The organism is Paenibacillus sp. NPDC057967, assembly GCF_042887015.1.
Taxonomy (GTDB): Bacteria; Bacillota; Bacilli; order Paenibacillales; family Paenibacillaceae; genus Pristimantibacillus.
This window is the reverse complement of the sequence record NZ_JBHVQB010000001.1, coordinates 230,481-256,833: the sequence shown is the minus strand read 5'-3', so window position 1 is coordinate 256,833 and position 26,353 is coordinate 230,481. Positions and strand designations below refer to the sequence as shown.

The 26,353-nt window shown below is 51.8% G+C and carries 24 protein-coding genes; 19 read left to right on the top strand and 5 right to left on the bottom strand.

Annotated features, from left to right (window positions below; all coding sequences use genetic code 11):
* The first annotated feature begins 84 nt into the window (after positions 1-84).
* Together thrC and ACFVSO_RS01230 are read left to right on the top strand one after the other, a co-directional pair.
* Positions 85-1,485, top strand: a complete 1,401-nt coding sequence (thrC, locus tag ACFVSO_RS01235) for a threonine synthase (protein WP_387469253.1) — start codon at positions 85-87, stop codon at positions 1,483-1,485.
* A 198-nt stretch (positions 1,486-1,683) separates the two neighbouring features.
* Entirely contained in the window at positions 1,684-1,851 is a 168-nt protein-coding gene (locus ACFVSO_RS01230; RefSeq protein WP_387469251.1) for a hypothetical protein, read from the top strand.
* Positions 1,852-1,889: 38 nt separating this feature from the next.
* Here ACFVSO_RS01230 and ACFVSO_RS01225 read toward each other — a convergent pair whose 3' ends face one another.
* Complete coding sequence (locus ACFVSO_RS01225) at positions 1,890-2,762, bottom strand: AraC family transcriptional regulator (protein ID WP_387469249.1); 873 nt, start codon at positions 2,760-2,762, stop codon at positions 1,890-1,892.
* A 154-nt stretch (positions 2,763-2,916) separates the two neighbouring features.
* Here ACFVSO_RS01225 and ACFVSO_RS01220 point away from each other — a divergent pair, with 154 nt between their 5' ends.
* The 7 genes from ACFVSO_RS01220 to pruA all read left to right on the top strand — a co-directional run bounded on the left by ACFVSO_RS01220 (position 2,917) and on the right by pruA (position 10,878).
* The gene (locus tag ACFVSO_RS01220) at positions 2,917-3,975 is read left to right on the top strand and encodes a Gfo/Idh/MocA family protein (protein WP_387469247.1); all 1,059 of its coding nucleotides are present in this window, start codon (positions 2,917-2,919) and stop codon (positions 3,973-3,975) included.
* Positions 3,972-4,829: a sugar phosphate isomerase/epimerase family protein gene (locus ACFVSO_RS01215; RefSeq protein ID WP_387469244.1), complete on the top strand. Its 858-nt coding sequence runs from the start codon at positions 3,972-3,974 to the stop codon at positions 4,827-4,829. The genes ACFVSO_RS01220 and ACFVSO_RS01215 overlap by 4 nt, the downstream gene beginning before the upstream one ends.
* 120 nt (positions 4,830-4,949) lie before the next feature.
* Positions 4,950-5,840, top strand: a complete 891-nt coding sequence (locus tag ACFVSO_RS01210) for a sugar phosphate isomerase/epimerase family protein (RefSeq protein ID WP_387469241.1) — start codon at positions 4,950-4,952, stop codon at positions 5,838-5,840.
* Positions 5,841-5,955: 115 nt separating this feature from the next.
* Positions 5,956-7,677, top strand: coding sequence for a methyl-accepting chemotaxis protein (locus ACFVSO_RS01205; RefSeq protein ID WP_387469239.1), 1,722 nt, complete (start codon positions 5,956-5,958; stop codon positions 7,675-7,677).
* Positions 7,678-7,867: 190 nt separating this feature from the next.
* Positions 7,868-8,800: a manganese-dependent inorganic pyrophosphatase gene (locus tag ACFVSO_RS01200; RefSeq protein ID WP_387469237.1), complete on the top strand. Its 933-nt coding sequence runs from the start codon at positions 7,868-7,870 to the stop codon at positions 8,798-8,800.
* Between the two features lie 124 nt (positions 8,801-8,924).
* Positions 8,925-9,224 (top strand): DUF6509 family protein, encoded by a 300-nt coding sequence (locus tag ACFVSO_RS01195; RefSeq protein WP_387469234.1) that lies wholly within the window; start codon positions 8,925-8,927, stop codon positions 9,222-9,224.
* Between the two features lie 106 nt (positions 9,225-9,330).
* Positions 9,331-10,878, top strand: coding sequence for an L-glutamate gamma-semialdehyde dehydrogenase (gene pruA / locus ACFVSO_RS01190; protein WP_387469232.1), 1,548 nt, complete (start codon positions 9,331-9,333; stop codon positions 10,876-10,878).
* Here pruA and ACFVSO_RS01185 read toward each other — a convergent pair.
* The gene (locus ACFVSO_RS01185; protein ID WP_387469230.1) at positions 10,875-11,519 is read right to left on the bottom strand and encodes a metal-dependent hydrolase; all 645 of its coding nucleotides are present in this window, start codon (positions 11,517-11,519) and stop codon (positions 10,875-10,877) included. The two genes, pruA and ACFVSO_RS01185, sit on opposite strands and share 4 nt — an antisense overlap.
* A gap of 141 nt (positions 11,520-11,660) precedes the next feature.
* Entirely contained in the window at positions 11,661-11,822 is a 162-nt protein-coding gene (locus ACFVSO_RS01180; protein ID WP_387469228.1) for a hypothetical protein, read from the bottom strand.
* A 194-nt stretch (positions 11,823-12,016) separates the two neighbouring features.
* On the opposite strand from ACFVSO_RS01180, the gene ACFVSO_RS01175 reads away from it, so the two are divergent.
* Complete coding sequence (locus ACFVSO_RS01175; protein WP_387469226.1) at positions 12,017-12,385, top strand: ArsR/SmtB family transcription factor; 369 nt, start codon at positions 12,017-12,019, stop codon at positions 12,383-12,385.
* A 290-nt stretch (positions 12,386-12,675) separates the two neighbouring features.
* A complete protein-coding gene (locus ACFVSO_RS01170; RefSeq protein ID WP_387469224.1) occupies positions 12,676-13,752 on the top strand; it encodes a cation diffusion facilitator family transporter in 1,077 nt (358 codons plus the stop codon).
* A 364-nt stretch (positions 13,753-14,116) separates the two neighbouring features.
* Here ACFVSO_RS01170 and ACFVSO_RS01165 read toward each other — a convergent pair whose 3' ends face one another.
* Positions 14,117-15,226 (bottom strand): ABC transporter permease, encoded by a 1,110-nt coding sequence (locus tag ACFVSO_RS01165; protein ID WP_387469222.1) that lies wholly within the window; start codon positions 15,224-15,226, stop codon positions 14,117-14,119.
* 4 nt (positions 15,227-15,230) lie between these two features.
* The gene (locus ACFVSO_RS01160) at positions 15,231-16,187 is read right to left on the bottom strand and encodes an ABC transporter ATP-binding protein (protein ID WP_387469219.1); all 957 of its coding nucleotides are present in this window, start codon (positions 16,185-16,187) and stop codon (positions 15,231-15,233) included.
* Between the two features lie 198 nt (positions 16,188-16,385).
* Between ACFVSO_RS01160 and ACFVSO_RS01155 the strand changes: the two genes are divergently transcribed.
* The 8 genes from ACFVSO_RS01155 to ACFVSO_RS01120 all read left to right on the top strand — a co-directional run bounded on the left by ACFVSO_RS01155 (position 16,386) and on the right by ACFVSO_RS01120 (position 26,351).
* Positions 16,386-17,318 carry an EamA family transporter gene (locus tag ACFVSO_RS01155; RefSeq protein ID WP_387469217.1) on the top strand — a complete coding sequence of 311 codons (933 nt, stop codon included), beginning with the start codon at positions 16,386-16,388 and terminating at the stop codon, positions 17,316-17,318.
* A gap of 101 nt (positions 17,319-17,419) precedes the next feature.
* Complete coding sequence (locus ACFVSO_RS01150) at positions 17,420-19,150, top strand: ABC transporter ATP-binding protein (protein WP_387469215.1); 1,731 nt, start codon at positions 17,420-17,422, stop codon at positions 19,148-19,150.
* Positions 19,147-21,033, top strand: a complete 1,887-nt coding sequence (locus tag ACFVSO_RS01145; RefSeq protein WP_387469213.1) for an ABC transporter ATP-binding protein — start codon at positions 19,147-19,149, stop codon at positions 21,031-21,033. The genes ACFVSO_RS01150 and ACFVSO_RS01145 overlap by 4 nt, the downstream gene beginning before the upstream one ends.
* 573 nt (positions 21,034-21,606) lie before the next feature.
* A complete protein-coding gene (locus tag ACFVSO_RS01140) occupies positions 21,607-22,179 on the top strand; it encodes a hypothetical protein (protein ID WP_387469211.1) in 573 nt (190 codons plus the stop codon).
* Positions 22,176-23,666 carry a methyl-accepting chemotaxis protein gene (locus ACFVSO_RS01135; RefSeq protein ID WP_387469209.1) on the top strand — a complete coding sequence of 497 codons (1,491 nt, stop codon included), beginning with the start codon at positions 22,176-22,178 and terminating at the stop codon, positions 23,664-23,666. Before ACFVSO_RS01140 ends, ACFVSO_RS01135 begins: the two co-directional genes overlap by 4 nt.
* A gap of 328 nt (positions 23,667-23,994) precedes the next feature.
* On the top strand, positions 23,995-24,177 hold the full coding sequence (locus ACFVSO_RS01130) for a YezD family protein (protein ID WP_387469207.1): 183 nt from the start codon (positions 23,995-23,997) through the stop codon (positions 24,175-24,177).
* A gap of 189 nt (positions 24,178-24,366) precedes the next feature.
* Positions 24,367-25,299: an AEC family transporter gene (locus ACFVSO_RS01125; protein WP_387469205.1), complete on the top strand. Its 933-nt coding sequence runs from the start codon at positions 24,367-24,369 to the stop codon at positions 25,297-25,299.
* 260 nt (positions 25,300-25,559) lie between these two features.
* A complete protein-coding gene (locus ACFVSO_RS01120; protein WP_387469202.1) occupies positions 25,560-26,351 on the top strand; it encodes a PadR family transcriptional regulator in 792 nt (263 codons plus the stop codon).
* Positions 26,352-26,353: the final 2 nt, after the last annotated feature.

Genomic DNA, 26,353 nt, shown 5'->3' with positions numbered 1-26,353 from the left:
TTCGATTTTCAGAGCAAACGATGATAAAATGCATAAAAGAGCTATTCCACGCGTTAAAGCGACGGCATGTAGGAGGAACGACAAATGGAGTACATCAGTACAAGAGGCAAGGTAGGCAAAATCGGATTCATTGATGCTTTTATGATGGGACTTGCTGATGACGGAGGCTTGCTGGTGCCAAGCGAAATCCCGCAGATTTCTGCGGAGACGCTGAAGGCATGGCAGGAGCTGAGCTATCAGGAGCTTGTCCTGGAGATTTTCTCGTATTTCACAAACAACGAAATTCCGGAAGCGGACCTGAAGGCGATGGTAGAGGCAAGCTACTCTACGTTTCGCGATCCTGAAGTAACGCCGGTGCGCCGCCTTCATGACGGCTTGTACCTGCTGGAGCTGTTCCATGGTCCGACCTTCGCGTTCAAAGATATCGCGCTGCAATTTATGGGCCAGTTCTATTCCTATGTCGCAGCGAAGCAAGGCAAGAAAATTCATATTCTGGGCGCAACCTCCGGAGATACCGGGGCTTCAGCGATCCAAGGGGTACGCGGCAAGGAAGGGATTAAGATCTGCATCCTGCATCCGAACGGCAAAGTGAGCAAGGTGCAGGAGCTTCAGATGACGACGGTACAGGACGACAATGTGCTTAACCTGTCGGTTGAAGGCAACTTCGACGACTGTCAGCGGATGATCAAAGAGCTGTTCGCCGATCTGGACTACAAGTCGGCTAACCATCTTGCAGCCATCAACTCCATTAACTTTGTGCGCATTATGGCGCAGACTGTTTATTACTTCTATGCGTACTTCCAAGTGGCAAAGGCGCAAGGCGGAGAAATTGGCAAGGTAAACTTCAGCGTACCGACAGGCAACTTCGGCGACATCTTCGCTGGTTATCTGGCGAAGCGTATGGGCCTGCCGGTAGGCAAGCTGATTCTGGCGACCAACGAAAACAACATTCTGGAGCGCTTCATTCAGGAAGGCGTCTATATGCCAGGCGATTTCCGTGTGACATATAGCCCGTCTATGGATATTCAAGTAGCAAGCAACTTTGAGCGTTACTTGTATTATGTGCTTGGCGAAGATCCGGAGCAAATTGAGCGACTGATGGCGCAATTCAAGGCGGAAGGAGAAATCTCCATCTCCGAAGAAGCGCTGCGCAAGGTGCAGTCCGAGTTCGCCGCGCATGGCGTACTGGGCCAGGAGTGTCTGGACACGATTACCGATTACAAGACCAAATACGACTATCTGCTTGATCCGCATTCCGCTTGCGGCGTCGCAGCCGTTCAGAAATGTGCGGAGGAAGGCGAGATCAGCATTTCGCTTGCGACAGCCCACCCGGCGAAGTTCGATGAAGCGATCCAACTGTGCGGCATCGAGCAATCCTTTCCGCAAGAGATTTCTTCGTTGTTCGATAAGCCGCAGAAGCAAATTCAGGTGGACGGCAAGCTGGAAGAAATCGTGGAGCAATTGGAGAAGTTCTATAACGCATAATCGCAACAAACTCAATGAAGAGCCGTCGACCTGTACTGGTCGGCGGCTCTTTATGCTGATGTCCTGATCGCCGATTTGGACGGCCGCATCAGACAGATAAGCGAGATGGCTACTGGGATGATGGTGAAGATGACGGACCATGTCTTTAGTGTAAACTCTACAAATTCCGCCGCGCTTTCATATACGGAGATGGAGAGTATGACTGCTGCAATGCCAACGGGGAAGGTTGCTGTCCGGATCGTGCTGATGCCCAGCGTATGGGATACGAGCTCGGAGCATGGCATACAGGCAGACGGTCAGTTTCATGAATTGTGGAAGAAACTGGATGAAATACGGAGGGGTTTGCGGGCAGAGGCTTGTATGTAAACGAAGAAGCTGCCCTGCGATTCGCAAGACAGCTCCCATCAATCCTCCCGTATTTTGGATGGAGACACTTTCTTATGTTTTTTGAACGTTCGGCTGAAATAATAGATATCGTTAAAGCCGGAAGCCGCGGCAACCTCTGATACAGTAAGGGGCGTATTGCGCAGCAGATAATCCGCCTTGTCGAGACGCGCTGCAGTGACGTATTCCGTAACGGTGCGGCCGGTAAGCTCCTTGAACAGCCGGCTGAAGTGGTAGCGGCTTAATCCTGCGATGCCGGACAATTCCTCCACCGTCAGCTCTTCCCGGTAATGCTCGGCGATAAAGCGGAAGACGGGCTCGAAGCGCTCTACATTTTTCATCCGCTCGGCATATTCATCCTTCGTCAGCACGGTGGTGACATGCCCCCGCAGCAGCAGCGCCAACAGGCGGTACAGCTCGGACTTGATGGCCAGCTCGTAGCCGAACTCACGGTTCTCCAGCTCCCGGATGAGATTATGCATGCAGGCAATGGTCACTTGATCCCCTCGAATATGATTGCGCAGCAGCAGCTGGTTCTGGGAGATAGGGGCGATGAATTTGGTTTCCGCCGCGTCTACTGAGCCGCTCTGGAGCAGCGATATATCAGCAATGAGTACGTAATAGACCAGATTCGGCGCTAGACTGAAGCCGTAGTGTAGCTCGTTGCTGTTCACGACAATCAAGTCGCCAGGCTTCGCGTGAATCGTCGTCGAGCCGCATTCAATTAAGGCCTCGCCCGATTCGAAGTAAAGGAATTCCAGATGCTTGTGCCAATGATGGTGGAACAGTACCATTCCTCCCTGGCTATAGCGGGAGCGATGCATTTTAATTGGAAAATGCGGATTGGGCATGCTCATCTGCTCTCGCAGCGATTCATTTTTATTGAGCTTCATAGGTGATGATTCCCTCCAAATAGCACATTTGTACAAACAAACCGCACGCCTTTGCATGGCCTTCGAACCTTTATTCATTATAATACGAAAGTATATACCTTACAAAGGTTGCAGCATCGTGTTCGCTATTATTCTACTAAAGGAGAGATGGGTCATGTCTACTGTCCAAATCGGAGTCATCGGTACCGGTTCAATCTCGTCACTGCATCTTGATGCTTACAAAAACAACAAGGAAGCCAATATTTACGCTGTATGCGATCTGAACGAGGAACGCGCGCGGGTAGCCGCGGAGAAGTACGGCGCAGAGAAAGTATATACGGATTACAGGGAGCTGCTGGCTGATCCTGTCGTTCAGGCGGTAAGCATCTGTACGTGGAACAATACGCATGCGGAGATCAGCATCGCAGCTGTGGAAGCGGGCAAGCATGTGCTGGTCGAGAAGCCGCTTTGCCGGACCGTTGAGGAAGCGCTTAACGTACAACGCGCGGTGGAAGCGTCGGGCAAGATTCTGCAAGTCGGCTTTGTTCGCCGCTATGACACAAATGCACAACTCTTGAAATCGCTTGCGAATGAAGGCGAGTTCGGCGAAATCTATTATGCGAAAGCAACGGCGATTCGCCGCCTCGGCAACCCGGGCGGATGGTTCGCGGATATCGAGCGCTCCGGCGGCGGTCCGCTGATTGATATCGGCGTCCATGTGATCGACCTCTGCTGGTACATGATGGGCCGTCCGAAGCCGGTTTCCGTCAGCGCCAATACGTACCGCAAGCTCGGCAACCGCTCCAACGTGGAGCATCTGTCCTTCTACCAAGCGGCTGATTACGACGCTGCCAAAAATACGATTGAAGATATGGCGAATGCAATGATCCGATTCGAGAACGGAGCATCCCTGCTGGTCGATGCGAGCTTCACGCTGCATGCCAAGAAGGATGAGATGTTCGTTCGCCTGTACGGCGACAAGGGCGGTATGGAGATTGATCCGGAGACGGTGATCGTCACGGAGAAGAACAACACCATTGTGAACATACTGCCGCAGACGGATCATGCGGGCTTCCACTTCCAAAGCGCGTTCCAAAACGAGATCAACCACTTCATCGAAAATGTGCAAAACGGCACGAAGCCGCTCAGTCCGGTAGAGGACGGCGTCGAGATCATGAAGATTCTGTGCGGCATCTACGAGTCAGCGGCTAGCGGCCAAGAGGTGAAGCTATGAAACTCGGCGTCAGCACATACAGCTTGTATAAGGCATTCGCAGCAGGAAAGATTAGCCTGACCGGCATGATCGAGCATATTGCTAGCATCGGGGCGGAGCATGCGGAGATTGTGCCGCTGGGCTTCTCCATGATTGAGAATCCGGAGTTAATTGACGATATTCGCAATGCCGCGAAGCAGCATGGCGTCGAATTGTCCAATTATGCAATCGGGGCGAACTTCGCCGGCCTTGAAGGCGAAGCCTATGAGAAGGAGATTGAACGCGTGAAGCGCGAGGTGGACGTCTGCGCAGCGCTTGGCATCACGCTGATGCGTCACGATGTGGCCTCCTCCCAGGATCTGTCCATCGGCAATTTCCTGTCTCAACTGCCGCGCCTGGCGGATGCATGCCGTGAGATTGCGGATTATGCGAAGCCGCATGGCATTACGACAAGCGTAGAAAATCACGGCTTCTTCATCCAGCACAGCGATCGTGTACAAGCTCTTGTACAAGCGGTCGGACGCGACAACTACCGGACGACGCTGGACGTCGGCAACTTCCTGTGCGCGGATGAGGATTCGGCGACGGCGGTCGCCAATAATGTGAAGCTGGCTTCCATGGTGCATGTGAAGGACTTCTATAAGCGCCCTTCTTACCGTTATCCGGGCGAAGGCTGGTTCAAGTCCTCCTCGGGCAATTGGCTGCGCGGCGCGATCGTCGGCCAAGGGGATATCGACATGCCGCATGTGCTGCGAATCGTGAAGGAAAGTGGTTACGACGGCTACATTTCGATCGAATTTGAAGGCATGGAAGACTGCTTCGAAGGCACGAAGATGGGCTTTAACTATGTAAAGAAGCTTTGGGCTGAAATTTAGCATAGCTAAGCGGGTTCTCTAAGGCGCATAGCTGAAGGGAATAGCATTTTGGAGCAGCATGTTGGATTTGGCATCCATGAAGTGAACTAGGATCCATTAAATCGTGAGGAGTTGATAGATATGGCAGCGCCAATCATAACGAATAAAATCGGTGTTATCGTGGACAGCTTTCATGTAGGCGTGAAGGAAGGTCTGGTGAAGGCGAGCAAGGTCGGTGCGGACGGCGTGCAGATCTACGCGGTGAAAGGCGAGATGGACCCGGCGAACCTCTCTCCGGCGGCGAGGAAGGAATGGAAGTCTTATATCGAATCGCTAGGGTTGGAAATATCGGCCCTTGTAGGCGATCTGGGCGGACATGGCTTCCAGGACCCAGCGCAAAACCGGGAGAAGATCGAGAAGTCCAAGCGCATTATGGAGCTTGGTCTGGAGCTTGGCACTAACATCGTGACGACGCATATCGGCATTGTGCCGGCTGACCGCAACAGCCGCGTGTACGAGACGATGCATGTGGCATGCGAGGAGCTCAGCCGCTTTGCCAGTGAGAACAACGCCTTCTTCGCGATTGAGACAGGGCCGGAGACATCCGCTCACCTGAAGTCGTTCCTGGACGGCCTTGGCACGAAGGGTGTATCTGTCAACTTCGACCCGGCGAACATGGTCATGGTGACGGGTGACGATCCTGTGCAAGGCGTCCACAATCTGAAGGATTATATTGTGCATACGCATGCGAAAGACGGCATTAAGCTCGGCCATATCGACCCGCGCGATGTCTATGGCGATTATGGCTACGAGGTAGAGCTCGACCATGAGAAGATTGCCCAGATGGCGGAGACGGGGTCGGCCTTCCGCGAAGTGCCGCTAGGCGAAGGCGGCGTTGATTGGAACGGATATTTGCAGGCGCTGAACGATATCGGCTACAAAGGCTATCTTACAATCGAGCGCGAGGTAGGCACCAATCCGGAGGTTGATATCCAACTGGCCGTTGATTTCTTGAAGAAGTTCAGAGGGTAATAGAGGAGGAGCGTCTTACAGGCGCTCCTTTATTATTTGCTATAGCGCGAAACAGCTCGAATCCTGTAAGATAGTGTCATGTGATTTTTTCCATTTTCGGGAAGGGGTATTTCGCTTGAATCGATTGTTGACCAGAATGGTGTTGTTTTTCTCGTGCTTGATTATCGCGGCGGTCGCGGTGCTGGGCATTACCATTTACCGCTCGTCGATGAGCCTTGTGGAGAATTCGCTTGGCGCACAGGCACAAATCGTGGCGGAGAGCGCTGCGTCGCTTATTGATAGAGAGAGATATGCGGAATTAACCGTCGAGGCAGGAGAGACGCCCTATTATCAGGAGCTTCGGGCAGAGATGAATGGGCTCAGAGAAACGAATGGTTTGAAATATTTGTATACGCTTGCACAGGGCGAGGAGAACGGCGAGACCTATTATTACTATATGGTAGACGGGGCTCCCCAGGATGTAGCAGCGGATGACTTCTCTCCCTTGGGTACGCGGGAGGAGAATGGCTATGCCGGAATGATCCAGGCTTTTGCAGAGGGCAAGTCAGTCGTAGGCGAGTTGACGAATGATCCCGAATACGGGGCTACAATTACAGCATATGTGCCGCTTATGGATAGCGCAGGCAAGCTGATGGGCATCATGGGAGCGGACTTTGACGCAACTAATGTCTATGCGCTAATGTCCCAGAATACGAAAACAACGCTATGGGTAGCGCTTGGCATCGTACTAGCCGGAATCGCGCTAGTGGTTGCATTGGCCAGTTACTTGACCATACCGCTGAATCAATTGACGAATCAGGTGGCCAAAGTGCGGGAAGGCGATATGACGGTAGACATTGCGATTCATCGCAAGGATGAGATCGGGAATCTGGCGCATACGTTCCAGCAGCTTGTCTCCAATACGAGGTCTGTTATCCGAAGCATGAGAGACAATTCGGAGCGACTGCTCTCCGCGTCGGAGGATGTCTCGCAGCACGCCCGGTCCACGACGGAGGCGAGCCGTCATATTGCTGTGAGCATTCAGGAGGCGTCCGGTGGTGCTCATATTCAGGTGAACCGTGCGGCTGATATGACCAAGGCGGTCGAAGGAATGACCCGAAGCATGCTTCGCATTACCGAGTCGGCATCCATCGTGTCGGATGTGGCTCAGGAGACGAAGGACCACTCTGACAGAGGTCATGCGCTTATTGGTCAAGCGATGTCGGAGATGGAGGCGATCGGTGAAGCGGCGGAAGCGATGCTGGTCGCGACGAAGGAGCTGGAGAGCCGGTCGGATGAGATCGGCGAGATTACGACGATGATGTCCGATATTGCGGAGCAGACGAATCTGCTTGCGCTGAATGCGGCGATTGAGGCTGCACATGCCGGAGAGAATGGGCGAGGCTTTGCGGTGGTGGCAGAGCAGGTGCGCAAGCTTGCGTCGCAGTCCCAAGCGTTCGCGGTTCAAATCGCGGAGCTGATCTCGAAGACGCAGGAGCAGACAGCACGTCTCTCCTCCGGTATGGAGAGCAATGCGGATAAGGTGCATACGGGAATGATCAGCGTGCAGGAGGCGGGCAAAACGTTCGGCTCCATCGTATATGGATTGGAGCAGGTTCATGCACAGCTGCTGGAGGTATCATCGGCGTCGCAGGAAGTGTCGGCGGAATCGGAGGAGGTTGCGGCATCCGTGGAGGAGATGGAGCAAATCTCGCGGCAAGCGGCGCAGCACTTCCAGGGCATTGCGAGCAATTCCACTACGCAGATTGTATCGATGGACGAAGTGGCCGCTTCGGCGGAATCGCTCAAGCTGATGTCTAATGAGCTGACTTCTTTGAATAAGCAATTTATTGTGTAGGCTGAAAAATAATGCCATGCGGTGGCCTCTTGGAGGCCGCTGCAATTTTTTTGCATTTAATTCGGTGTAAAGGTATAGGAATAAGGTGGACTTAAGGTTATAATCGGTAATAGTGTATAATCAAATCAAATGGGCTGACGCGAGCGAATGGTCGCGAGGGGCCAAATCTATTCGTTAAGGAGTATGGATCATGGCAAAAACGCTTATTTTCGGGCACAAAAACCCGGACACCGACACAATTACTTCGGCAATCGCTTACGCGGAGCTGAAGAGCAAGCTTGGCGCGGACGTTGAAGCGGTTCGCCTCGGCGAAGTGAACGGCGAGACGCAATATGCGCTGAACTATTTCGGCATTGCGGCACCGCGCCTGGTAGAGAACGTAGCGGACGAAGTGAAGGACGTTATTCTTGTCGATCATAACGAGCGCCAGCAAAGCGCGAACGACATCGATAAAGTACGTGTGGTTGAAGTCATCGACCATCACCGCATCGCGAACTTTGAGACGGCAGGCCCGCTTTACTTCCGCGCTGAGCCTGTGGGCTGCACAGCTACCATCCTGAACAAGCTGTACAAAGAAAACGGCGTAGCGATCCGCAAGGAAATCGCAGGCCTGATGCTTTCTGCTATTATCTCGGATTCCCTTTTGTTCAAATCCCCGACTTGCACGGAGCAAGATGTTGCGGCAGCTCGTGAGCTGGCAGAGATCGCTGGCGTGGATGCGGATGCTTACGGATTGGACATGCTTAAGGCAGGCGCTGATCTTAGCGACAAAACAATCGAGCAATTGATCTCCCTGGATGCGAAGGAATTCTCCATGGGCAGCTACAAAGTTGAAATTGCTCAAGTAAATGCGGTGGACACGAACGATGTGCTGAATCGCCAAACGGAGCTTGAGAGCGCGCTGAACGGCATCATCGCGGCGAAAGGCCTTGACCTGTTCGTGCTGGTCGTGACGGACATCCTGAACAATGACTCCATCGCGCTGGCGCTTGGAAGCAAAGCGGATGCGGTAGAGAAAGCCTATAACGTATCGCTCGAAAACAACAAAGCACTGCTGAAAGGCGTTGTATCGCGCAAATCGCAGATCGTTCCGGTTCTGACGGAAACGCTGAGCGCGCTGTAAATTTTACACGTAATCTTCGATTATACGAGGCAGTCCAGAGCTTCTTTTATGAAGCTTTGGACTGCCTTTTGCGTTATACTGGTATGTGCCAGTTGATGCAGAGGCAAGATCAGGAGGATATGATATGTTTGAAATTAGAGAATATACAATTGAACGGATGAAAGACCCGTTCGGCATCTTGTCCGGGGAGCGCTTTGAGCTGCTGCTGGAGCTTGACGTTGATGAAGAGGACGAGCTGTATTCGGAAGAAGGCGTAAGGCTGCGGGTTGTCTATGTGAAAGATAACGAGGCTTCGCGTATCGTCAAATATGAATTTCTGAATGGAGCCAAAGGCTCGTATATCGATATGGAAATGACGGAGGAAGAAGAACAATTTGTCGATGCATTCTGCAAGGAGCAGGTTGCTCTACCGATCGAGGACTAGGCTTGCGCCGGAGTTTGTTATGAGCCGCGTCTCTCCTGCATAAAGTTCAAGAAGAGCAACTTTACACCGGGTGTGAAGTGAACCTGATGCATAGGGGGAGATGACTGTGCGGGAACCGTTTCGGAACGAGCCGTTTACCGATTTCACCCAAAGCGATGCTATTGCCGAGTTTCAGGCTGCGCTGCGGACTGTTGAATCCCAGCTTGGCCGCGAGTATCATCTGAAGATTGGCTCTGATTTCGTGGAAACTACGACGAAACGGAAGTCGATCAACCCTGCTGAAATTAAACAGACGATCGGGACGGTCTCGCAAGCCGACGCGGAGCATGCGCATCGAGCTATGCTGGCTGCCGCTGCCGCATTCGAACAATGGAAACGGGTGGATCCGTCGGCAAGGGCGCGCGTGCTGTACAAGGCTGCAGCCATTCTAAGACGCAGAAAACACGAGTTTTCTGCTTGGCTCGTCTTTGAGGCAGGCAAGACCTGGGTGGAGGCGGACGGAGACACGGCGGAAGCGATCGATTTCATGGAATATTACGGGAGAGAGATGGAGCGATTGTCCGAGCGGCAACCGCTTATTCCGCTTTCGGGTGAGGATAACGAGCTCCTCTATATTCCGCTTGGCGTGGGCATCGTGATTCCGCCATGGAATTTCCCGCTGGCGATTATGGCTGGCATGACGATGGCTGCTGTGGCAGCTGGCAATACAGTGGTGCTGAAGCCGGCAAGCCCTACCGCTGTTATTGCGGCGAAGTTCGTGGGGCTGCTGGAGGAGGCAGGCTTGCCCGATGGCGTGGTGAACTATTTGCCCGGTGCGGGAGGAGAGATCGGTGACTTTCTGGTGGAGCATTCGTTAACGAGATTTATCTGTTTCACCGGCTCCAGGGAGGTCGGAGTCCGCATCAATGAGCGAGCGGCCGCTGCCAAAGGAGACCAGCGATGGATCAAGCGTGTCATAGCGGAGATGGGCGGCAAGGACACGATTATCGTCTCCGAAGATGCGGATCTGGATCTGGCTGCGGAAGCGATCACGGCATCTGCCTTCGGCTACTCCGGGCAGAAGTGCTCCGCATGCTCGCGAGCTGTCGTGGAGGAATCGGTCTATGAGGCGGTTTTGGAAAAAGTGGTGGAGCGCACGCAAGCGCTTGTCATGGGGAATCCGGCAGAGTTGTCTACGATGATCGGGCCTGTCATCGACGAGAGGGCCTATATGAATATATTGAAATACATCAGTATCGGAAAATCGGAAGGGACGCTCGTAATTGGCGGGCAGAAGGGGAGCAGCTCCGGTTATTATATTGAACCGACCATCATTAGGGATGTTATGCCTTATGCGCAGATTGCGCAGGAGGAAATATTCGGACCGGTGCTCGCCTTCATCAAGGCCGCGAATTTCGATGCGGCGCTTGATATTGCGAACAATACGGAATATGGTCTGACAGGTGCGGTCATCGCACGGGACCGAGCCAAGCTGGAGCAGGCCCGCGAGCAATTCCATGTCGGCAACCTGTACTTCAACCGCAAATGTACAGGCGCTCTTGTTGGTGTTCATCCCTTCGGCGGCTTCAATATGTCGGGTACCGATTCCAAAGCAGGCGGAAGGGATTACTTGCTGCTGCTGACGCAAGCCAAGGTCATAGCAGAACGATTCTAAAGCTTCAGCTTGATGGATTTCTTCATTAGCGGATACAGCCACTTCACGCCGCTTGGCGTGAGGGTGTCCGCTGCAAGATGGGACAAGTAGCCCAGCATGGCAGTGACAGCTATCCCGTCCAAGCGCAAGTATTGCTCGAGACCGAGGCCAAGCCACCACCATATGGGCAGCATCCAGATCGTATGAGTCATGCCGCGGTGCTTCAGCCATGGCGCGATAATGACAAATACGCCAAGTCCGATCAGCCATAGTTCTTCCATTGTGGTGCCAAGCGATACGAGATACAGCCCGACTGCGCTGACGAGCGCGTTACGGATCGCGCCTTGCTTCATCGTCAGTCCGATAAGCACGGCGGCGAGGCTGCCGCCTGCTGCCAAAGGCGAGATAGGCTTGCCGGTCAACCATAGGTAAAGAATGATGCCCAGATACAGAACACCGCCCCAAAGCGCGAGTTCTCTGATCTTTTTGCTAGCTTTCGTAATTTTGCTGCTTAGGATGCTCGGTCCGTCAAGGTCGGGGCAAAGCGCGGAGAATGCCGCAATGCCGATATACATATGACTTTCCGACAGATCGGACGAATAGAAGGCTGCAGCTCCTGCGCCGACAACCGCTCCGATTGCCAGATGGGTTTTTCCTCTCATGAAACCTCCAGTAGTTGCTTTCTTGATGATAGGCAATAATGACGTCTTTAGTGGGTTGGATATGCATCCAGTGGACAGGGATAGATGGAATGATTCCTGCCGGTATGCTGTAACAATAGAGTTCCGGGGTTTTACAGCCCGTTAGAGATGCTCCTTATTCACCTGCTCGTTGCGGACCATCTGCTCAAGCTTCTCGACGAGCTTGTCGTGGAGGGGATCTCTTTTGCGAAGGCCCCAAAATGATTTTCGTTTCTCTGCTTGCAGCAGTTTTAGCAAATACTGTTTTTCCTTAAGCGTGAACATAATAAGGCCAGCCTCCTCTCGTCGTATCCGTATGTTCGCTCACAGGTTAACCTTGCTTTATTATAGTTGATTCCGGCCTCCGATGAAATGTTCGAGCTGTTCAAGCAGCGTTCTGGTTGCGCTTATAGTGGCAGTCTTGAAAACCTAATGCTATAATGGGGGCATCATTTAGATCAGATGTGGTGGGATGCCGGATGGAAAATGGAATTGCGTCAGCAGCATGCGATGATACATGCGCTGGCACGGAAGCGGATATTGGTACCGTCAAGGAGAAGCTGGTTGACGATTCGACGGCGATAGAATTGGCCGATCTATTCAAGGCGCTCGGCGATCCGACGCGGATACGGATTATTCATGCGCTGCTTCAGTCCGAGCTATGCGTGCATGATTTGACAGAGGTGCTCGGGATGGGGCAATCCGCTATCTCCCATCAGCTGCGGCTCCTTCGCAATATGCGCATCGTGAAGCGCCGCAAGGTCGGCAAGACGGTCTTCTATTCACTCGATGACGATCATGTGGAGCAATTGATTGTACTAACGCTTCAGCACTTGAAGCATGGGTAAGTGAGATTGATATGCAATGAAAAGCGTTCTGGTTGAAGTATGAATACCACGCGTTTCGCCCGTTCCTTCCAAGGAAACGGCGGCGCGTGGTTTTTTGTATGCCTGATGGCAAAGCTGATAGTAGGGTGCTCTTAGGTGAATAGTGAAAAAATCTGTATACATGCTGAGCATTAGACTCGAACCAGGAGCTTTAAAACAACAGTTGCCAAGAGGAAATGTGTAACATATAATACATATGAGCATATGTTCATATAATAACTTAATGTACGGTCACAGGGGAGGAATTCGGTATGAGCACGACAAACTCAAGGGGCGGCTCCAGAAAGGGCAAAGGGGGAGCTGCCCATTCGAAGCACAACCATCACGAGGGTCATTCGCATAACCATACGCACGATCAATCACATGCACCTAAGGATTCACATTCGCAGAAGCATGCTCATTCTCACAATCATTCGCATTCGCACAGCCATTCCCATGGGCACGGCCACCATCATCATGGCCCGAACAATAAAGCGGGATTGCTGATTGCGCTTATCATTACAAGTACCATAATGGTTCTGGAATTTGTCGGCGGCCTTGTTACCAATTCCTTGGCGCTGCTTTCGGATTCGGGCCATATGCTGAGCGATGCAGGAGCGCTTGCGCTTAGTCTGATCGCCATGTGGTTTGCGGCCAAGCCTGCTTCGCCCAACAAAACATACGGCTTTTACCGGTTTGAGATACTCGCTGCTTTGTTGAATGGCGTAACCTTGTTCGTTATAGCCGGATTTATCGTAGCGGAAGCGATCGAGCGGTTCCAGGACCCGCCGACTGTCGCCAGCGGCTCCATGATGATTATTGCGAGTATTGGATTGCTCGCCAACCTGGCCAGCGCATGGACCTTGATGCGCAAAGGCGACATACACGGCAATTTGAATGTACGGAGCGCATATTTGCATGTATTGGGTGACGCGCTTGGTTCGGTAGGCGCGATTATAGCAGGGTTGCTGATGATGCTGTTCAATTGGTATATCGCTGATCCAATCATCAGCGTCATTGTCGCTTTGCTCATTCTGAAGAGTGCTTGGGGTATCATCAAATCCACCGTCCATATTCTTATGGAGGGAACGCCGATTACGATTGATGCGGAGAGAGTGAAGGAAGTGCTCCTTGGCATCAGCGGGGTTAAGGATGTTCATGATCTCCATATCTGGACCATTACATCCGGACTGGATTCACTCTCCTGCCATGTGCTGATTGAGGATAGCGCAAGCAGCCAATTGGTATTGCAAGAAGCTGTCCGGCGTATCGAGCAGGAATTCCAAATTCAACACACAACCATCCAGGTAGAAAAATCACATCTCCAGCATGCCGAGTTAAAAGTATAGCTGCTAGTGAACTGATCGAGGGGACAGAAAATAGAAAAGAAAATTGCATAAAAGCAACCTGATGGTATGGCATTTCTGATGACCCGGTATAGCGTTGCCATACACCACTAATCGCGCCAAGCGGATGGAAGCCCGGAAATAGTGTTGCCGAGAAACGTTAAAAGTACGAAAGTACACGAAAAGGAGAACGAGTGTTGCCACACACCACTAAACGCAACAACAGGGGCGCGCATCAGAGAGCACATGCGGAGTAATGGACAAAGAGAAAGGGGCAGTCCAGGTCGATAGCGACTTGGAACTGCCCTTTGTTCATTTCACCAGCCAACCGGCTGCACTCGTCAGACAATCATCAGTCATTATGCGGCTACCTTGTAGCCGCAATCGATTTGGAGCGGTAGATTTGCGAGCCGAGGAGGAAGCAGACGACTCCCCAGATGGCCATGATGCCCATGCCCAGCCAGAAGCTGCTGGATAATACACCGTTCGCATAGATGAGTCCGTCGCGCAGACCGTCTACAAAGTAGGTGAGCGGGAGCATCTTTGGAACGGGCTGCAGCCATTCCGGCAACGACTCCAGAGGGAAAAAGACGCCGCTTAAGAACATCATCAGCATACTGGAAATATTGGCGACGCCCATGTAAGCCTCCATCGTTTTGCTGAAGGAGGAGAACAGATAGCCCATCGCATTGAAGACGAGCGCACCGACGAAAAAGGCGATTGCCAGGCTGGCGAAATTAATATGCAGATTCGCGCCAAAGGCGAACACGCCGATCAGACCTAGAATGACTACCTGTATAATGCCCAGCATTAATCGGACAATCATTCCCGCAAGCCCGAACAGTCCCATCTTGGCAGGCGTCATCCGCAGACGCTTCAGCAGACCGCGCTTGCGCATATCGACCAACTCGACCATGCCGAATAGGCCGCCTTGAGCAAGGGACAAGCCGATCATGCCCGTCATTAGAAAGTCCTGATAATTCGTATCGTCGGATGCCGAGGTGATGGAGTCCATGCTGATCGTGTATGTAGCTGTAGCGCCGACAGCGGCAAGATTCGCCTGCTGGATGAACCGATCCAGAATACCGGATATCGCTTGTGTTGTCGCGCTGCCTTCACGCTCGCGGTTGACGATGAGTCCGACCTCGGATACTCCCTCTGTCTCCGGGAGAACGATTAAGGCGTCAATATCTTTGTTTTCGACCCATTCTCGGCTAATGGGAGTTTCTTCTTTCATCTCAAATACCGGGATTTGCTGCAATTGAGAGAGCAGCATGCCCGAAGAGGCATTAGGTACGGGATCGGCGACGGCAATCGAAGCCTTGAAGCTGCTGCTGGAGCCGCTGCCTCCGAATATAATCATGAATAAGACCATTAGGATAATGGGGAAAAAGATATTCCAAAACCATACCTGCTTCTCCCTGAACATCATTTTCAGCTGTGCGGTGAACATACTGGCGAATTGCTTGGCGGCCATGGCCTTAATCCCTCCATTCCTTGCCGGTGAAGGCGATGAATACATCCTCCAGGCTCATTTCCCGGATTGAGATTTGCTCGACGCGGTAACCGCGGTCTTTTGTAAACCCGAACAATTCATATAGTGTTTCTTCCGGCTTGGTAGTCCATATTTGCAGGGAGTCGCCCTCCAACTGAGTGCGAACGACTGCATCATGCGCGCGCGCTACTTCATCTGCAGCGGCAGCCGCTGCAGCGCCGTCCAGAAAGGACAGCCGCACTTCGCGTTCCTTGGTCAGACTGTCGATTAAGGCGGAAGGCGTGTCGAGCGCCACAATTTTGCCCTGATCGACGATACAGACTCGATCGCTTAGCTTTTCGGCTTCCTCCATATAATGGGTGGTAAGAATCGTCGTTTTGCCGAGCTTCTTCAGCTTGAGGATAATATCCCAAATGTTGCGGCGCGCCTGAGGATCAAGCCCGGTTGTCGGTTCATCAAGAAATATAATCTGCGGGTCGTTCACCATAGCGAGCCCGATTGCCAGCCGCTGCTGTTGGCCGCCGGACAGCTTCTTGACGTGCCGGTTCCGTTGGTCGGTCAGGTTAATCATTTCCATCACTTCAGCGGCAGAACGGGATTTCGGGTAGAAGGTCGCGAACAGCTCCAGGTTTTCCTCAACGGTAAGCAAGTCGAATATGGCGCTGGATTGAGGCTGAACACCGATGTTGTATTTAATTTGCTCGGCATCTCTATCCCAACTCTTGTCTCCGAATTTGATTACGCCGGCATCTGGAGGCAGCAAGCCTTCAATCATTTCCAAAGTGGTCGTTTTGCCAGCGCCGTTCGGTCCGATAATGGTGAAAATCTCTCCGGGCTGGACGGAGAAGCTGATGCTCTCCACGGCCCTGACGTCACCAAATGACTTGCGCAGGTTCTGGACTTCCAATACGGGCATGTCTTCAATCGCTCCTTTGTTCAGCATATTGTGTACTTCTCTTTATTGTAGGGCTGTCATAAAGCTTGCGCCTAGCGTCCAGAGCCTGCTTTTCTCTCGGTCTCTAGACGGATACGGCATGCGAGACAGTAGGAATCCTGCTCGTATCAATGCTATGATTAGGAGTGTTCTGTCATACATATAACAATTTCATGGTCTTCTTAGTGGAAGGAGCAGCAATCATCTATGTGGATCACCTTTTCCGTCTTCGCGGCAATCAGCTTTGGTCTTCGAGGCATTCTCTATCACTGGACCAGCCAGAAGCCGCTTAATCGCAATGCCCTGCTATGCGGTACGTTCGCAATGGGGGCGCTGGTTAATCTCGTTATCTCGCTTGCTATCTCATCAACATGGTCGCTGGCCTGTCTGATCGGTATCCAAATGGGACTGTTCTCTTTTGGCGGCAATGCCAGTATGTTCAAAGGTTTTGCAGTAGGGAAAGCCTCATTGGTGGCGGTGCTCACTTCGCTTCCTTCAGTTGTTGTCGTCATTGTGGCTTTTTTCCTATGGAATGAAAGGCTTCACCTCATGCAACTGATCGCCTTTCTCATTATTGTAGGCGGCGTGCTGCTTGTCCGGTATTCCAATGATTTGTCGTTTAAAGATTTGAAGGGGGCGCAGTGGGGCATATTGGCGACGCTTCTATTCGCATGCAACGACCTGTCCGGCAAATGGTCGACGATGATGGGAGCGGAGCTATATCCCAGCATGTTCATGCTGTTCACCACGGGAGCGATCTGCTTCGGCCTGTGGTGGCTGAAGGACCGCCGGACGGAAGCGACGGCGGCGAAAGCACAGATTGCTGCAGCGTCCGCCATGCCCGTTGTTCATGCGAATGCAGGCATGGCTGCTCCGACCAAAGTCAATCGTTGGAGCGATAGACGGACGTTCCTGATCGGCATGGCGGTTGGCACGACGAATACGCTTGGCATGATGCTCATTATTACGGCATTCGGATTAGGCAAGGCGGGCCTGGTATCGGCTGTTGTGGCTCTAAATGTGCTCATTGTGCTTTTATATACCCGATTTATCGTCAAAGATAAGTTTACACGCACCGAAGTTGCTGGCATTGTGTTGTCATTCCTCGGCATTCTTCTGATGCGATTATTCGGCGCTTGATTTAAGCCAAAGCTGAAAAATTGAAACCGGCCTCTTAATCTGTATAATTAAACTATTGAATAGTTTACAACTAAAGTTTTGTAGGGAGATGAGCCGGAAGCATGTTGAAGCTGTTTCGTTTTCTAAAGCCCTATCGCATGGTCATTGTACTGGTCATGGCGCTCATCCTGCTGCAGTCGCTTGCGGAGCTGTACCTGCCGACTTTGATGGCGGATATCGTCAATCTCGGCGTGGTAGAAGGGGATACCGCCTACATCTGGCGTATGGGCGGCTATATGATGGGAGTGACGATCATCGGTACGGTCGTCTCGGTGTTGGCGAGCCTTTATGCATCGCGCATTTCATCGGGATTTGGCCGTATTGTCAGGGGGAAAGTGTTCTCCCATGTCGAGAAGTTCTCTATGCATGAGTTCGACAAGATCGGGACGGCGTCGCTTATTACGCGCACGACCAATGACATTAATCAGGTGCAGCAAGTGTTGATGATGATGCTCCGCTTGATGGTCACGGCTCCAATGATGTGTATTGGCGGCATTATTATGGCACTGTACAAGGATGCACAGCTGACGCTGGTGCTGCTCGTCGCCCTGCCGGTGCTGGCAGGCGCAATCTGGCTCATTGTGGCTAAGGGCCTGCCGTATTTCAAGGCGATCCAGAAGAAGCTCGATCGGCTTAATCTGGTGCTGCGCGAAGGCTTGACGGGCATTCGCGTTATCCGTTCCTTCAACCGTACGGAGCATGAGAGGGGCCGATTCGAGGACGCGAACCGCGATCTGATGAATACCGCAGTAAAGGTGAATCAGATTATGGCGGTCATGATGCCGGTCATGATGCTTATTATGAATCTGTCGACGATTGCGATCGTCTGGTTCGGCGGCTGGCGTATCGATAGCGGCGCCATGGGTGTGGGCGATCTTATGGCATTCATTCAATATGCGATGCAAATCATGTTCTCCCTTCTGATGTTCTCCATGATGTTCGTTATGGTGCCGAGAGCATCCGCATCCGCTGTCCGGATCGGTGAAGTGCTAGACTTACAGCCGTCCGTGACTGACGCAAGCAGAGCTGTAACAGCCCCTCGTCATTCCTCGGGCGTAGTGGAATTCGACAACGTCTCGTTCAGCTACCCGGGAGCGGAGCGTTCGGCGCTGTCGGATATCAGCTTTCGCGCATTGCCAGGCGAAGTAACGGCCATTATTGGCGGGACGGGCTCGGGCAAGAGTACGCTGATTCATCTCATTCCGAGATTTTTTGATGCGGCAGCGGGTTCGGTTCGAATTGGGGGGACGGACGTTAAGAGCTTGTCTCAGGACCAGTTAAGGAAGCATATCGCTCTCGTACCGCAGAAGGCAGTCTTGTTCTCCGGTTCAGTGCAGGACAATATTCGCTACGGCAAAGAGGATGCAACGGATGAGGAAATCCGCCAAGCTGCGGAGACGGCGCAGGCGCTTGAATTTGTGGAGTCGATGCCGGAGGGCTTCGACTCCATCCTCGCGCAGGGCGGGACGAATCTGTCCGGCGGGCAAAAGCAGCGCTTGTCCATCGCTCGTGCTCTGGTGCGCAAGCCAAGCATCTATCTGTTCGATGACAGCTTCTCTGCGCTCGATTACAAGACCGATGCCAAGCTGCGGGCGGCGCTTAAGGAAGTCACGACAGATGCGGCTGTCCTGATCGTCGCCCAGCGGGTCAGCACGGTCATGGATGCCGACCGGATTATCGTCCTTGACGAAGGCCGGATTACAGGCAGCGGCACTCACCGGGAGCTGATGGAGAGCAGCGAGGTATACCGCGAGATCGTGGCATCGCAGCTGTCAGAGGAGGAGAGCGCATGAGCGAGCATAAGCAGAATAAAGGCGGCTCCGGTGGCGGACCGAAGCCGATGGGATTCGGTCCCGGCGGCCCCGGTATGATGCCCGGCCAGAAGCCCAAGCAGTTCAAGACGTCATTCAAGCGGCTGGCGGGATATCTGAAGCCTTTCCGGCTGCAGCTGATTCTCGTTTTGTCCGCCGCTATCCTCAGTACGGTCTTCTCGATATTCAGTCCGAAAATATTGGGTCAAGCGACCGATGAGCTGTTCAACGGGCTAATGGACAAGATGAAAGGGGTTCCGGGAGCGGAGATTAATTTTGAGACCATCGCCTTCATCCTGGCTCTATTGGCGGGACTTTACGTCGTCAGCGCGATCTTTGCTTTTTTCCAGCAATATCTGATGGCTGGCGTGGCTCAAAAGGTGGTATACCGGCTGCGGAATGAAGTGAACGGGAAGCTGGGAAGGCTTCCGCTCAAGTTTTTTGATGCCCGGTCGAACGGAGATATATTAAGCCGCGTCGTCAATGACGTAGACAACATTAGCAACACTCTTCAGCAGAGCTTGACGCAAATTATTACTTCTGTCGTGACGCTGGTCGGCGTTATCATTATGATGCTGACGATCAGTCCCCTGCTGACGCTTATTCTGGTGCTGACCCTGCCGCTCAGCTTTATCGTGATTGCGATGGTAGCCAAGCGCTCGCAGGTCTATTTCAAGAGCCAGCAGGCTGAGCTCGGCGAGCTCAACGGTCACGTAGAAGAAATGTATACGGGCCATACGATCGTGAAAGCGTTCGGCCGCGAGCGCCAATCGATCGAGCAATTTGAAAGCATTAATGATCGTCTCTATCAATCAAGCTGGCGCGCGCAGTTCATATCCGGCATCATTATGCCGCTTATGAATCTGATCGGCAATATCGGTTATGTGTTCATCTGTGTAGTCGGCGGTATTCTGGTGACGCGCCAGACGATTACGGTCGGCGATATTCAGGCGTTCATCCAGTATGCCCGCCAGTTCACGATGCCGATTACGCAGACGGCGAATATCGCGAACATCATTCAATCGACGATCGCTTCCGCCGAGCGCGTCTTCGAGCTCCTCGACGAAGAGGAGGAGTTGCCGGAGCCGGCCAAACCTGTCGTATTGTCTTCTCCAAAAGGCGATGTAGCATTCCGAGGCGTTCAGTTCGGCTACAAGGAAGACGCTTTGCTAATCGAGAACATGGATATTGCCGTTAGGAGCGGCCAGACGGTCGCTATTGTGGGTCCGACTGGCGCCGGCAAGACGACGCTTGTCAACCTGCTGATGCGCTTCTATGAATTGAATGGCGGCGAAATCACGATTGATGGGCGGAATATACGCGAGATGGAGCGGGGCAGTCTCCGCAGCTTGTTCGGGATGGTGCTTCAGGATACGTGGTTGTTCAACGGCACGATCAGGGACAACATTGCGTACGGACGCGCTTCGGCTACAGAATCCGAGGTTGTCGATGCGGCAATGGCCGCCCATGCCGACCACTTCATCCGCACGCTGCCGGACGGTTACGATACCGTGCTGAATGAGGAAGCCTCCAATATATCACAAGGACAGAAGCAGCTTCTGACGATTGCGCGGGCGATCCTGGCAGATCCTCCGATTCTCATTCTGGATGAGGCGACCAGCAGCGTTGATACGCGTACAGAGCTGCAAATCCAGCAAGCGATGCAGCATCTAATGGCGGGACGGACCAGCTTCGTCATCGCCCACAGGCTGTCGACGATTCGCGACGCCGATCTCATTCTGGTGATGAACAAAGGTTCTGTCATCGAACAGGGCACGCATGAATCGCTGCTGTCGCAAGGCGGCTTTTATGCCGACCTGTACAACAGTCAGTTCACAGCGACAATCAAGTTAACCGCAGGTTAATCGAATAGAAACGGGAGGCCATCTTGGCTGGCGGCATGATGCCGCTTGCTTAAGATGGCCTCTTTGCGTCTAGTCGTAGCGGCGCAGCTTTTGCTATTGCACTGTAAGCCAGAGCAGATATTGCACATGATGAGTCGTACTCCATCCGTCATGATTGACGTTACACTAATTGTTCCAGAGCGGCGATAATGCCCTTGCATCACCCATACTTCTAATTAGCAGGTCGGTTTTAAAAGGAGAAGCTGATTCGGTTGGTTCGTTTATATTTGCGGCCCGCAAGCGGACTTTCGGAAAATAACAATTGACCACAAAATCACGAGATTGTTATCGTTATGTACAACCCGAGCCTCCTGTTATTCGTAATCTGGCGAACGCACAATATGGATGGTCATATCTGATATTAAGAACCAGTAAAAACAATGGGGAGTAAATAAGTCGAAATTGGAGAATTTACTAACATTAATTTTTAAATTATTCAAAACAGGAGCTATAAATCCGATAAATATACAGATCATTCCTGTTTTAAATTAATAATTTATGAATTAATAAGGAAAGGAGCATGTTAAGGGATTCATGTTTAAGGAAGTGGAGAATGAGCTGGAACTGGCTATGTTTAACGGCATATGGACAACCGTATGGAGAGAAAAAGGCTATGATTTGGAATTTGCGGATCACGTTCTGGACAGGTATCTGATTCTGACAACAGAAGGATACGGAGGAGGTACGGCTGAAATTAAACCGTACGACATCGCTCTAAGTCCCATTAATGAAGTCGCGCCTTTCCATGACCATCCAAAGGTGCAATCAGCAGCTGGAGCAGTGGCGGAGATTGACAAGATCGCATTGCTGAAGATGTGCAGAAGCAAAGGAACGATGCTGTCGGACATCCTGTCGGCAGCCGTATACTGTGCAGAGAAGAGAGGGATGAAATATTTCGTCTCCTTGCTGGAGCCGGTTTTTCTTCGTGCGCTTAGAATTACATTTAAGGTGCCGCTAGAGAAAGTAGGAGAGAAAGTATTTTATAAAGGCGACCATGTCATTCCTGTATTGTTTCATATGGAGGAAATATACCGCCATAAGGAAAATTATGATTGGCTAAGTTATCCTACGCTATTAACTTTTGAGGAACGGGTGAATGTTAGATGATTGAGGGGTTAACGGAGTTGGACAAGAGGAACAGGCTCCTGGTCAAAGTCGTATGGGGATTGCTCGGACTTGGCATATTGACCGACATCGTCATAGGTTTGAGCTTGGAGCTAATTTTGTTGCTTGCAGGTGTAGGCGCAGTGCTGTGCGGCGCGGCTACGCTTATGACTTATAAGAGGATTGGCAGCCAGTATGTAAAATATTTAGTGCCTTGTAATTTGACAATCATCGTAACGCTGCTTATCGTATCCGATCCTGCACCGATCGTGAGCACGTATTTTCTTGTATACGTCAACTTGGCGATTATGACACTTTATTCGGATTATAAACCGATTATTTTCACCGGAATTCTAGGGGCGGGGTTAAGTACATATTTGTTCATCGTTCCTGAATATCAGGAGCGTCTATTCCCGGGAGAGTCGCTGGCTTATCTCTATTTGTATTTGGCTTTCGCAACGATCGGTCTTGCTTTCTCTGCACACTTCAGCCAGCGTCTGCAACGGGAAGTGACGGAGCGCCAGCGTGAAGCGCTGACGTCGAAGGAGCTTGCCGAGGAACTTCTTGTACAGCTGCGCAATTCTATCGGTGTGCTTACGGAATTCAGCCGCGAGCAGCAGGAGCATGCGCATTCTACCGGTGTGATTTCCCGCGAAGTAACAGGCACCTTCGGTGAAATGACAACGGCTATCGAAAAGCAGACGGGAAGCGTGCTTACTATTAATGACTCCGCGCAGCAGATCGAACAGGGCATCCGGCGTATGCTGGAAGGCGCGACGCTACTTCGCACTTATTCGAAGGAAAATGTTCATCTTGCCGAAGAAAACAAGGAGCAGATGGATGTTCTGGCAACAGAGATGGAAGAGCTTCGCAGCATGATTGCGGGAACCGTCGCCATGATGCAATCGCTCCAGCACCAGAACGAGCAGGTCACAAGCATCGTAGACACGATCAGCGATATTGCGGAGCAGACGAATTTGCTGGCGCTGAATGCTGCAATTGAGGCGGCCAGAGCGGGAGAGCACGGCAGAGGTTTTGCGGTTGTTTCCGGTGAGGTGCGCAAGCTGGCGGATCACTCTCGAAGATCGACCAATGAGATCAGCGGCATTCTCTCCTCCATCCGCAAGCAGATCAATGATGTGTATATGCATGTGGAGCAGGAACAGACGACGGTTATCAAGAGCAGTGAAGTGACGCGCCAGGCGCGCGAGCTGTTCGAAGGTATGAACGATAATGCAAAACGTACGGGTGAGCAGGCGATGCATGTCGGTGAATTTGCCGAAAAGCTGAACGAGCGGTACGGAACGATGGCGCAGGAAATCAACAGCATCGCGGCGACGACGCAGCAGAACATGGCTTCGGTCGAGGAAGTGATGGCGAGTATGGAGACACAGCATATCAAGATTGCCAAGATGGTGCAGGAATATATCCGGTTGGACGAGCTGGTGTCCGGCCTGAAGCATCTGTCTGAAGGTAATCCATCGCGTTAAACGAAGGACCAGTTCCTGACCAATTTGTTGATAATGAATAGTGGCGATGCAAGATAAAGCCTATAAATTAAACTAAAACAATCGGTTTTATGGGTTATATAAAAGCATGGACCATTCCAATGGAGATGTATGTTATTTTTGCTTAGATGAATGTGCAGCGCGCACCATCTGGCAAGGAGGATATGCATCTTTTTTGTTGTCGCAGCGACTGGTTCATGCAGAGTAAGAGCGCCATCGGATGTTGCATTTATCGAGCTAGCAGGAGTTTGGGCTCACGGTACAGTCATTTAGTTTCAGTATACATACATATTGTGAGAGGATGATGGGGATGGGACGTACGGTGGAAGTGAATGACGTATGGTTGAAACGAATTATCGGACAGGTGCAAGGGCTGGCTTATGGCACGATGCAGATTACGGTTCATGACGGACAGATCGTACAAATTGACCGGACAGAGCGGAGTCGATTCGATGTTCTGAAATTGAAAGAGGGCGCTCAGAGGAAGAGGTAGACAGGAGGGGAACGAGTGTTAAGGAATATAGGTTAATCGTGCTGGGGACATAGGCGAATCAAGGTTTATTAGGCAGGATCTTGTCTGCATGTGTGACAACTGCTCCTTTACGAGAGAGCTGGTCGGGTTTAGAATAAGAACCAGCATATTATTTGCGTAACTTCAATCGGAAAGTAGCAGGATTCAGCCATGAGCATTTTTTTACACATCTTAGTGACAAACGTGTTGCCAATGGGGATCATGGTCGCGCTTGGTATGGTGTTGCAGCGGGCTTTTTCATTGGATATCAAGACGCTTTCGAAGCTTAATTTCTATTTGTTTTCACCTGCTATTATGTTCGATCTTATCTATCGGACGGCTATTTCGGTTAGTGTAATTGGCCAGGTGATGCTGTTTTTCGTCATCTTTATGGCTGGGCAGTACCTATTGGTAGAGACCGTTGTTCGGGCAAGGGCATATGAGCCCAGTATGAAAAGTGCAATGCGCAACAGCGTATTGTTCTATAATAGCGCCAACTATGGTGTGCCGCTGAACCAATTGGCTTTCGCGGGCAGCAAGGAGACGCTGGCGATCCAGGTGCTGATCATGATGACGCAATCGCTGGTGCCTAATACATATGGGGTCTACAGCGTCAATGCTCATAAGACGGATATGCGGCAGGTATGGAAGACCATTCTGTCGATGCCAGTCATTTATGTCATACCGCTCGCCTTTCTGCTGCGAGGCTTTGACGTACCTATTCCTCAGCCGATTGCGACGCCAATCGGTTACTTGGCCGATGCCTTTATCGGAACGGCGCTCATTACGCTTGGCGTTCAGCTTGGCAGCATGAAGTGGCGGATTAGCCGCCCGCATATGATCGATGTCGGCTTGTCCGGTTTTCTCAGGCTTTTCGCGGGACCGGCTCTTGCGTGGCTGATCGTATGGCTCATGGGATTGGACAAGCTGACGGCTGCCGCTCTAATCGTCTCCTCTGCAGTGCCGACCTCACTTAGCAGCGTACTGCTCGCGGTGGAGTTCGACAATGAGAAGGAATTTGCATCCCAAACGGTATTTGTGTCCACCCTCATCAGCATCTTCACGGTTACAGCGGTCATCTTCTTCCTGCGGATTGAGGGATAGCTGCTAAGCCGAGAAAATCGGCTTGGAAGAGCCTGCGGCGTCCGAAACGAAGCTCTAAGCCGAGAAACTCGGCTTAAGAGCTTCTCTCATAGACACATCCAAACAGTACGTATCTTACCGGATAGGTGCTGTTTTTTTCGCCTTCTTGTAAGGACAGTCGTACCATCAAATGTGTCGTTCAACTGTAATATTGCAAGTTAACGATATATCGTATAGAATATCGATAAGACAATACGATATATCGTAAAAGGATGATGTACGTGACGGAAAAGAGATGGAATGAAAACGAGCAACTGTTTTTACACCGTGAAGACGGCAGAGAGTGGAGCTCATCCGGCAGAAGGTTTTTTTCGAGAGGCGGTGTGAAATACGCGCTGCTGGAACTGTTGATGATTGAGCCTATGCATGGTTATCAAATGATCAAACATTTGGAGGAGCAATCAGCGGGCACGTATAAACCGTCAGCAGGCACCATATATCCAACGCTCCAGCAGTTAAGCGATCAAGGACTTGTCTCCTCCAAGAAGGAGGCGGGGAAAAAGATATTTGAAATAACGGAAGACGGAAGATCGTTCCTGCAACAGGAACGTGAAGAGCGTATGGACGCATCTGCGGACAATGATCATCGTCTAAGAACGTTCCCTCATCCCTCATCGGATGATGAGCAATGTTCAGAAACAACAACCAGCCCTGCATCCACAGAAGATGAATGGTCCAGGCGTGGCCGAGGGGGTGGTCGCTATAACCGTGGCGGAGACGTGCATTATCCGCGGGGAAGGCACCATGATTATGCCGGACACGGCAGGCACGACAGGCGCGGATTCGAGCGGGGAGATCGCGGTTACGTGGCTTCGGAATTTTCGCGGGGTGAGCATGATGTGGAGCAAGGCAAAGGCCGCAATCGCAGGCTGACTCCCGCCGGGAAAGAGCTGTTTCATCAGCTGAAGGCGGCAGAGCGGGCGGCGATGGGCGATCAGGCTAAAGCGGAACGGCTTCGCGAGATATTGAGCGAATTAAGGGACGCTTTACGCGGACTGACGGAGGGCAAGTGAGC

Bases quoted from the DNA above. Each gene is read 5' to 3' on its own strand.
- thrC (WP_387469253.1), top strand. From the start codon at position 85: ATGGAGTACATCAGTACAAGAGGCAAGGTAGGCAAAATCGGATTCATT.
- ACFVSO_RS01150 (WP_387469215.1), top strand. From the start codon at position 17,420: ATGTTGAAGCTGTTTCGTTTTCTAAAGCCCTATCGCATGGTCATTGTA.
- ACFVSO_RS01220 (WP_387469247.1), top strand. From the start codon at position 2,917: ATGTCTACTGTCCAAATCGGAGTCATCGGTACCGGTTCAATCTCGTCA.
- ACFVSO_RS01130 (WP_387469207.1), top strand. From the start codon at position 23,995: ATGGGACGTACGGTGGAAGTGAATGACGTATGGTTGAAACGAATTATC.
- ACFVSO_RS01145 (WP_387469213.1), top strand. From the start codon at position 19,147: ATGAGCGAGCATAAGCAGAATAAAGGCGGCTCCGGTGGCGGACCGAAG.
- ACFVSO_RS01200 (WP_387469237.1), top strand. From the start codon at position 7,868: ATGGCAAAAACGCTTATTTTCGGGCACAAAAACCCGGACACCGACACA.
- ACFVSO_RS01180 (WP_387469228.1), bottom strand. From the start codon at position 11,822: ATGTTCACGCTTAAGGAAAAACAGTATTTGCTAAAACTGCTGCAAGCA.
- ACFVSO_RS01140 (WP_387469211.1), top strand. From the start codon at position 21,607: ATGTTTAAGGAAGTGGAGAATGAGCTGGAACTGGCTATGTTTAACGGC.
- ACFVSO_RS01215 (WP_387469244.1), top strand. From the start codon at position 3,972: ATGAAACTCGGCGTCAGCACATACAGCTTGTATAAGGCATTCGCAGCA.
- ACFVSO_RS01160 (WP_387469219.1), bottom strand. From the start codon at position 16,187: ATGCTGAACAAAGGAGCGATTGAAGACATGCCCGTATTGGAAGTCCAG.
- ACFVSO_RS01195 (WP_387469234.1), top strand. From the start codon at position 8,925: ATGTTTGAAATTAGAGAATATACAATTGAACGGATGAAAGACCCGTTC.
- ACFVSO_RS01125 (WP_387469205.1), top strand. From the start codon at position 24,367: ATGAGCATTTTTTTACACATCTTAGTGACAAACGTGTTGCCAATGGGG.
- ACFVSO_RS01230 (WP_387469251.1), top strand. From the start codon at position 1,684: ATGACTGCTGCAATGCCAACGGGGAAGGTTGCTGTCCGGATCGTGCTG.
- ACFVSO_RS01175 (WP_387469226.1), top strand. From the start codon at position 12,017: ATGGAAAATGGAATTGCGTCAGCAGCATGCGATGATACATGCGCTGGC.
- ACFVSO_RS01165 (WP_387469222.1), bottom strand. From the start codon at position 15,226: ATGGCCGCCAAGCAATTCGCCAGTATGTTCACCGCACAGCTGAAAATG.
- ACFVSO_RS01225 (WP_387469249.1), bottom strand. From the start codon at position 2,762: ATGAAGCTCAATAAAAATGAATCGCTGCGAGAGCAGATGAGCATGCCC.
- ACFVSO_RS01135 (WP_387469209.1), top strand. From the start codon at position 22,176: ATGATTGAGGGGTTAACGGAGTTGGACAAGAGGAACAGGCTCCTGGTC.
- ACFVSO_RS01170 (WP_387469224.1), top strand. From the start codon at position 12,676: ATGAGCACGACAAACTCAAGGGGCGGCTCCAGAAAGGGCAAAGGGGGA.
- ACFVSO_RS01185 (WP_387469230.1), bottom strand. From the start codon at position 11,519: ATGAGAGGAAAAACCCATCTGGCAATCGGAGCGGTTGTCGGCGCAGGA.
- ACFVSO_RS01155 (WP_387469217.1), top strand. From the start codon at position 16,386: ATGTGGATCACCTTTTCCGTCTTCGCGGCAATCAGCTTTGGTCTTCGA.
- ACFVSO_RS01210 (WP_387469241.1), top strand. From the start codon at position 4,950: ATGGCAGCGCCAATCATAACGAATAAAATCGGTGTTATCGTGGACAGC.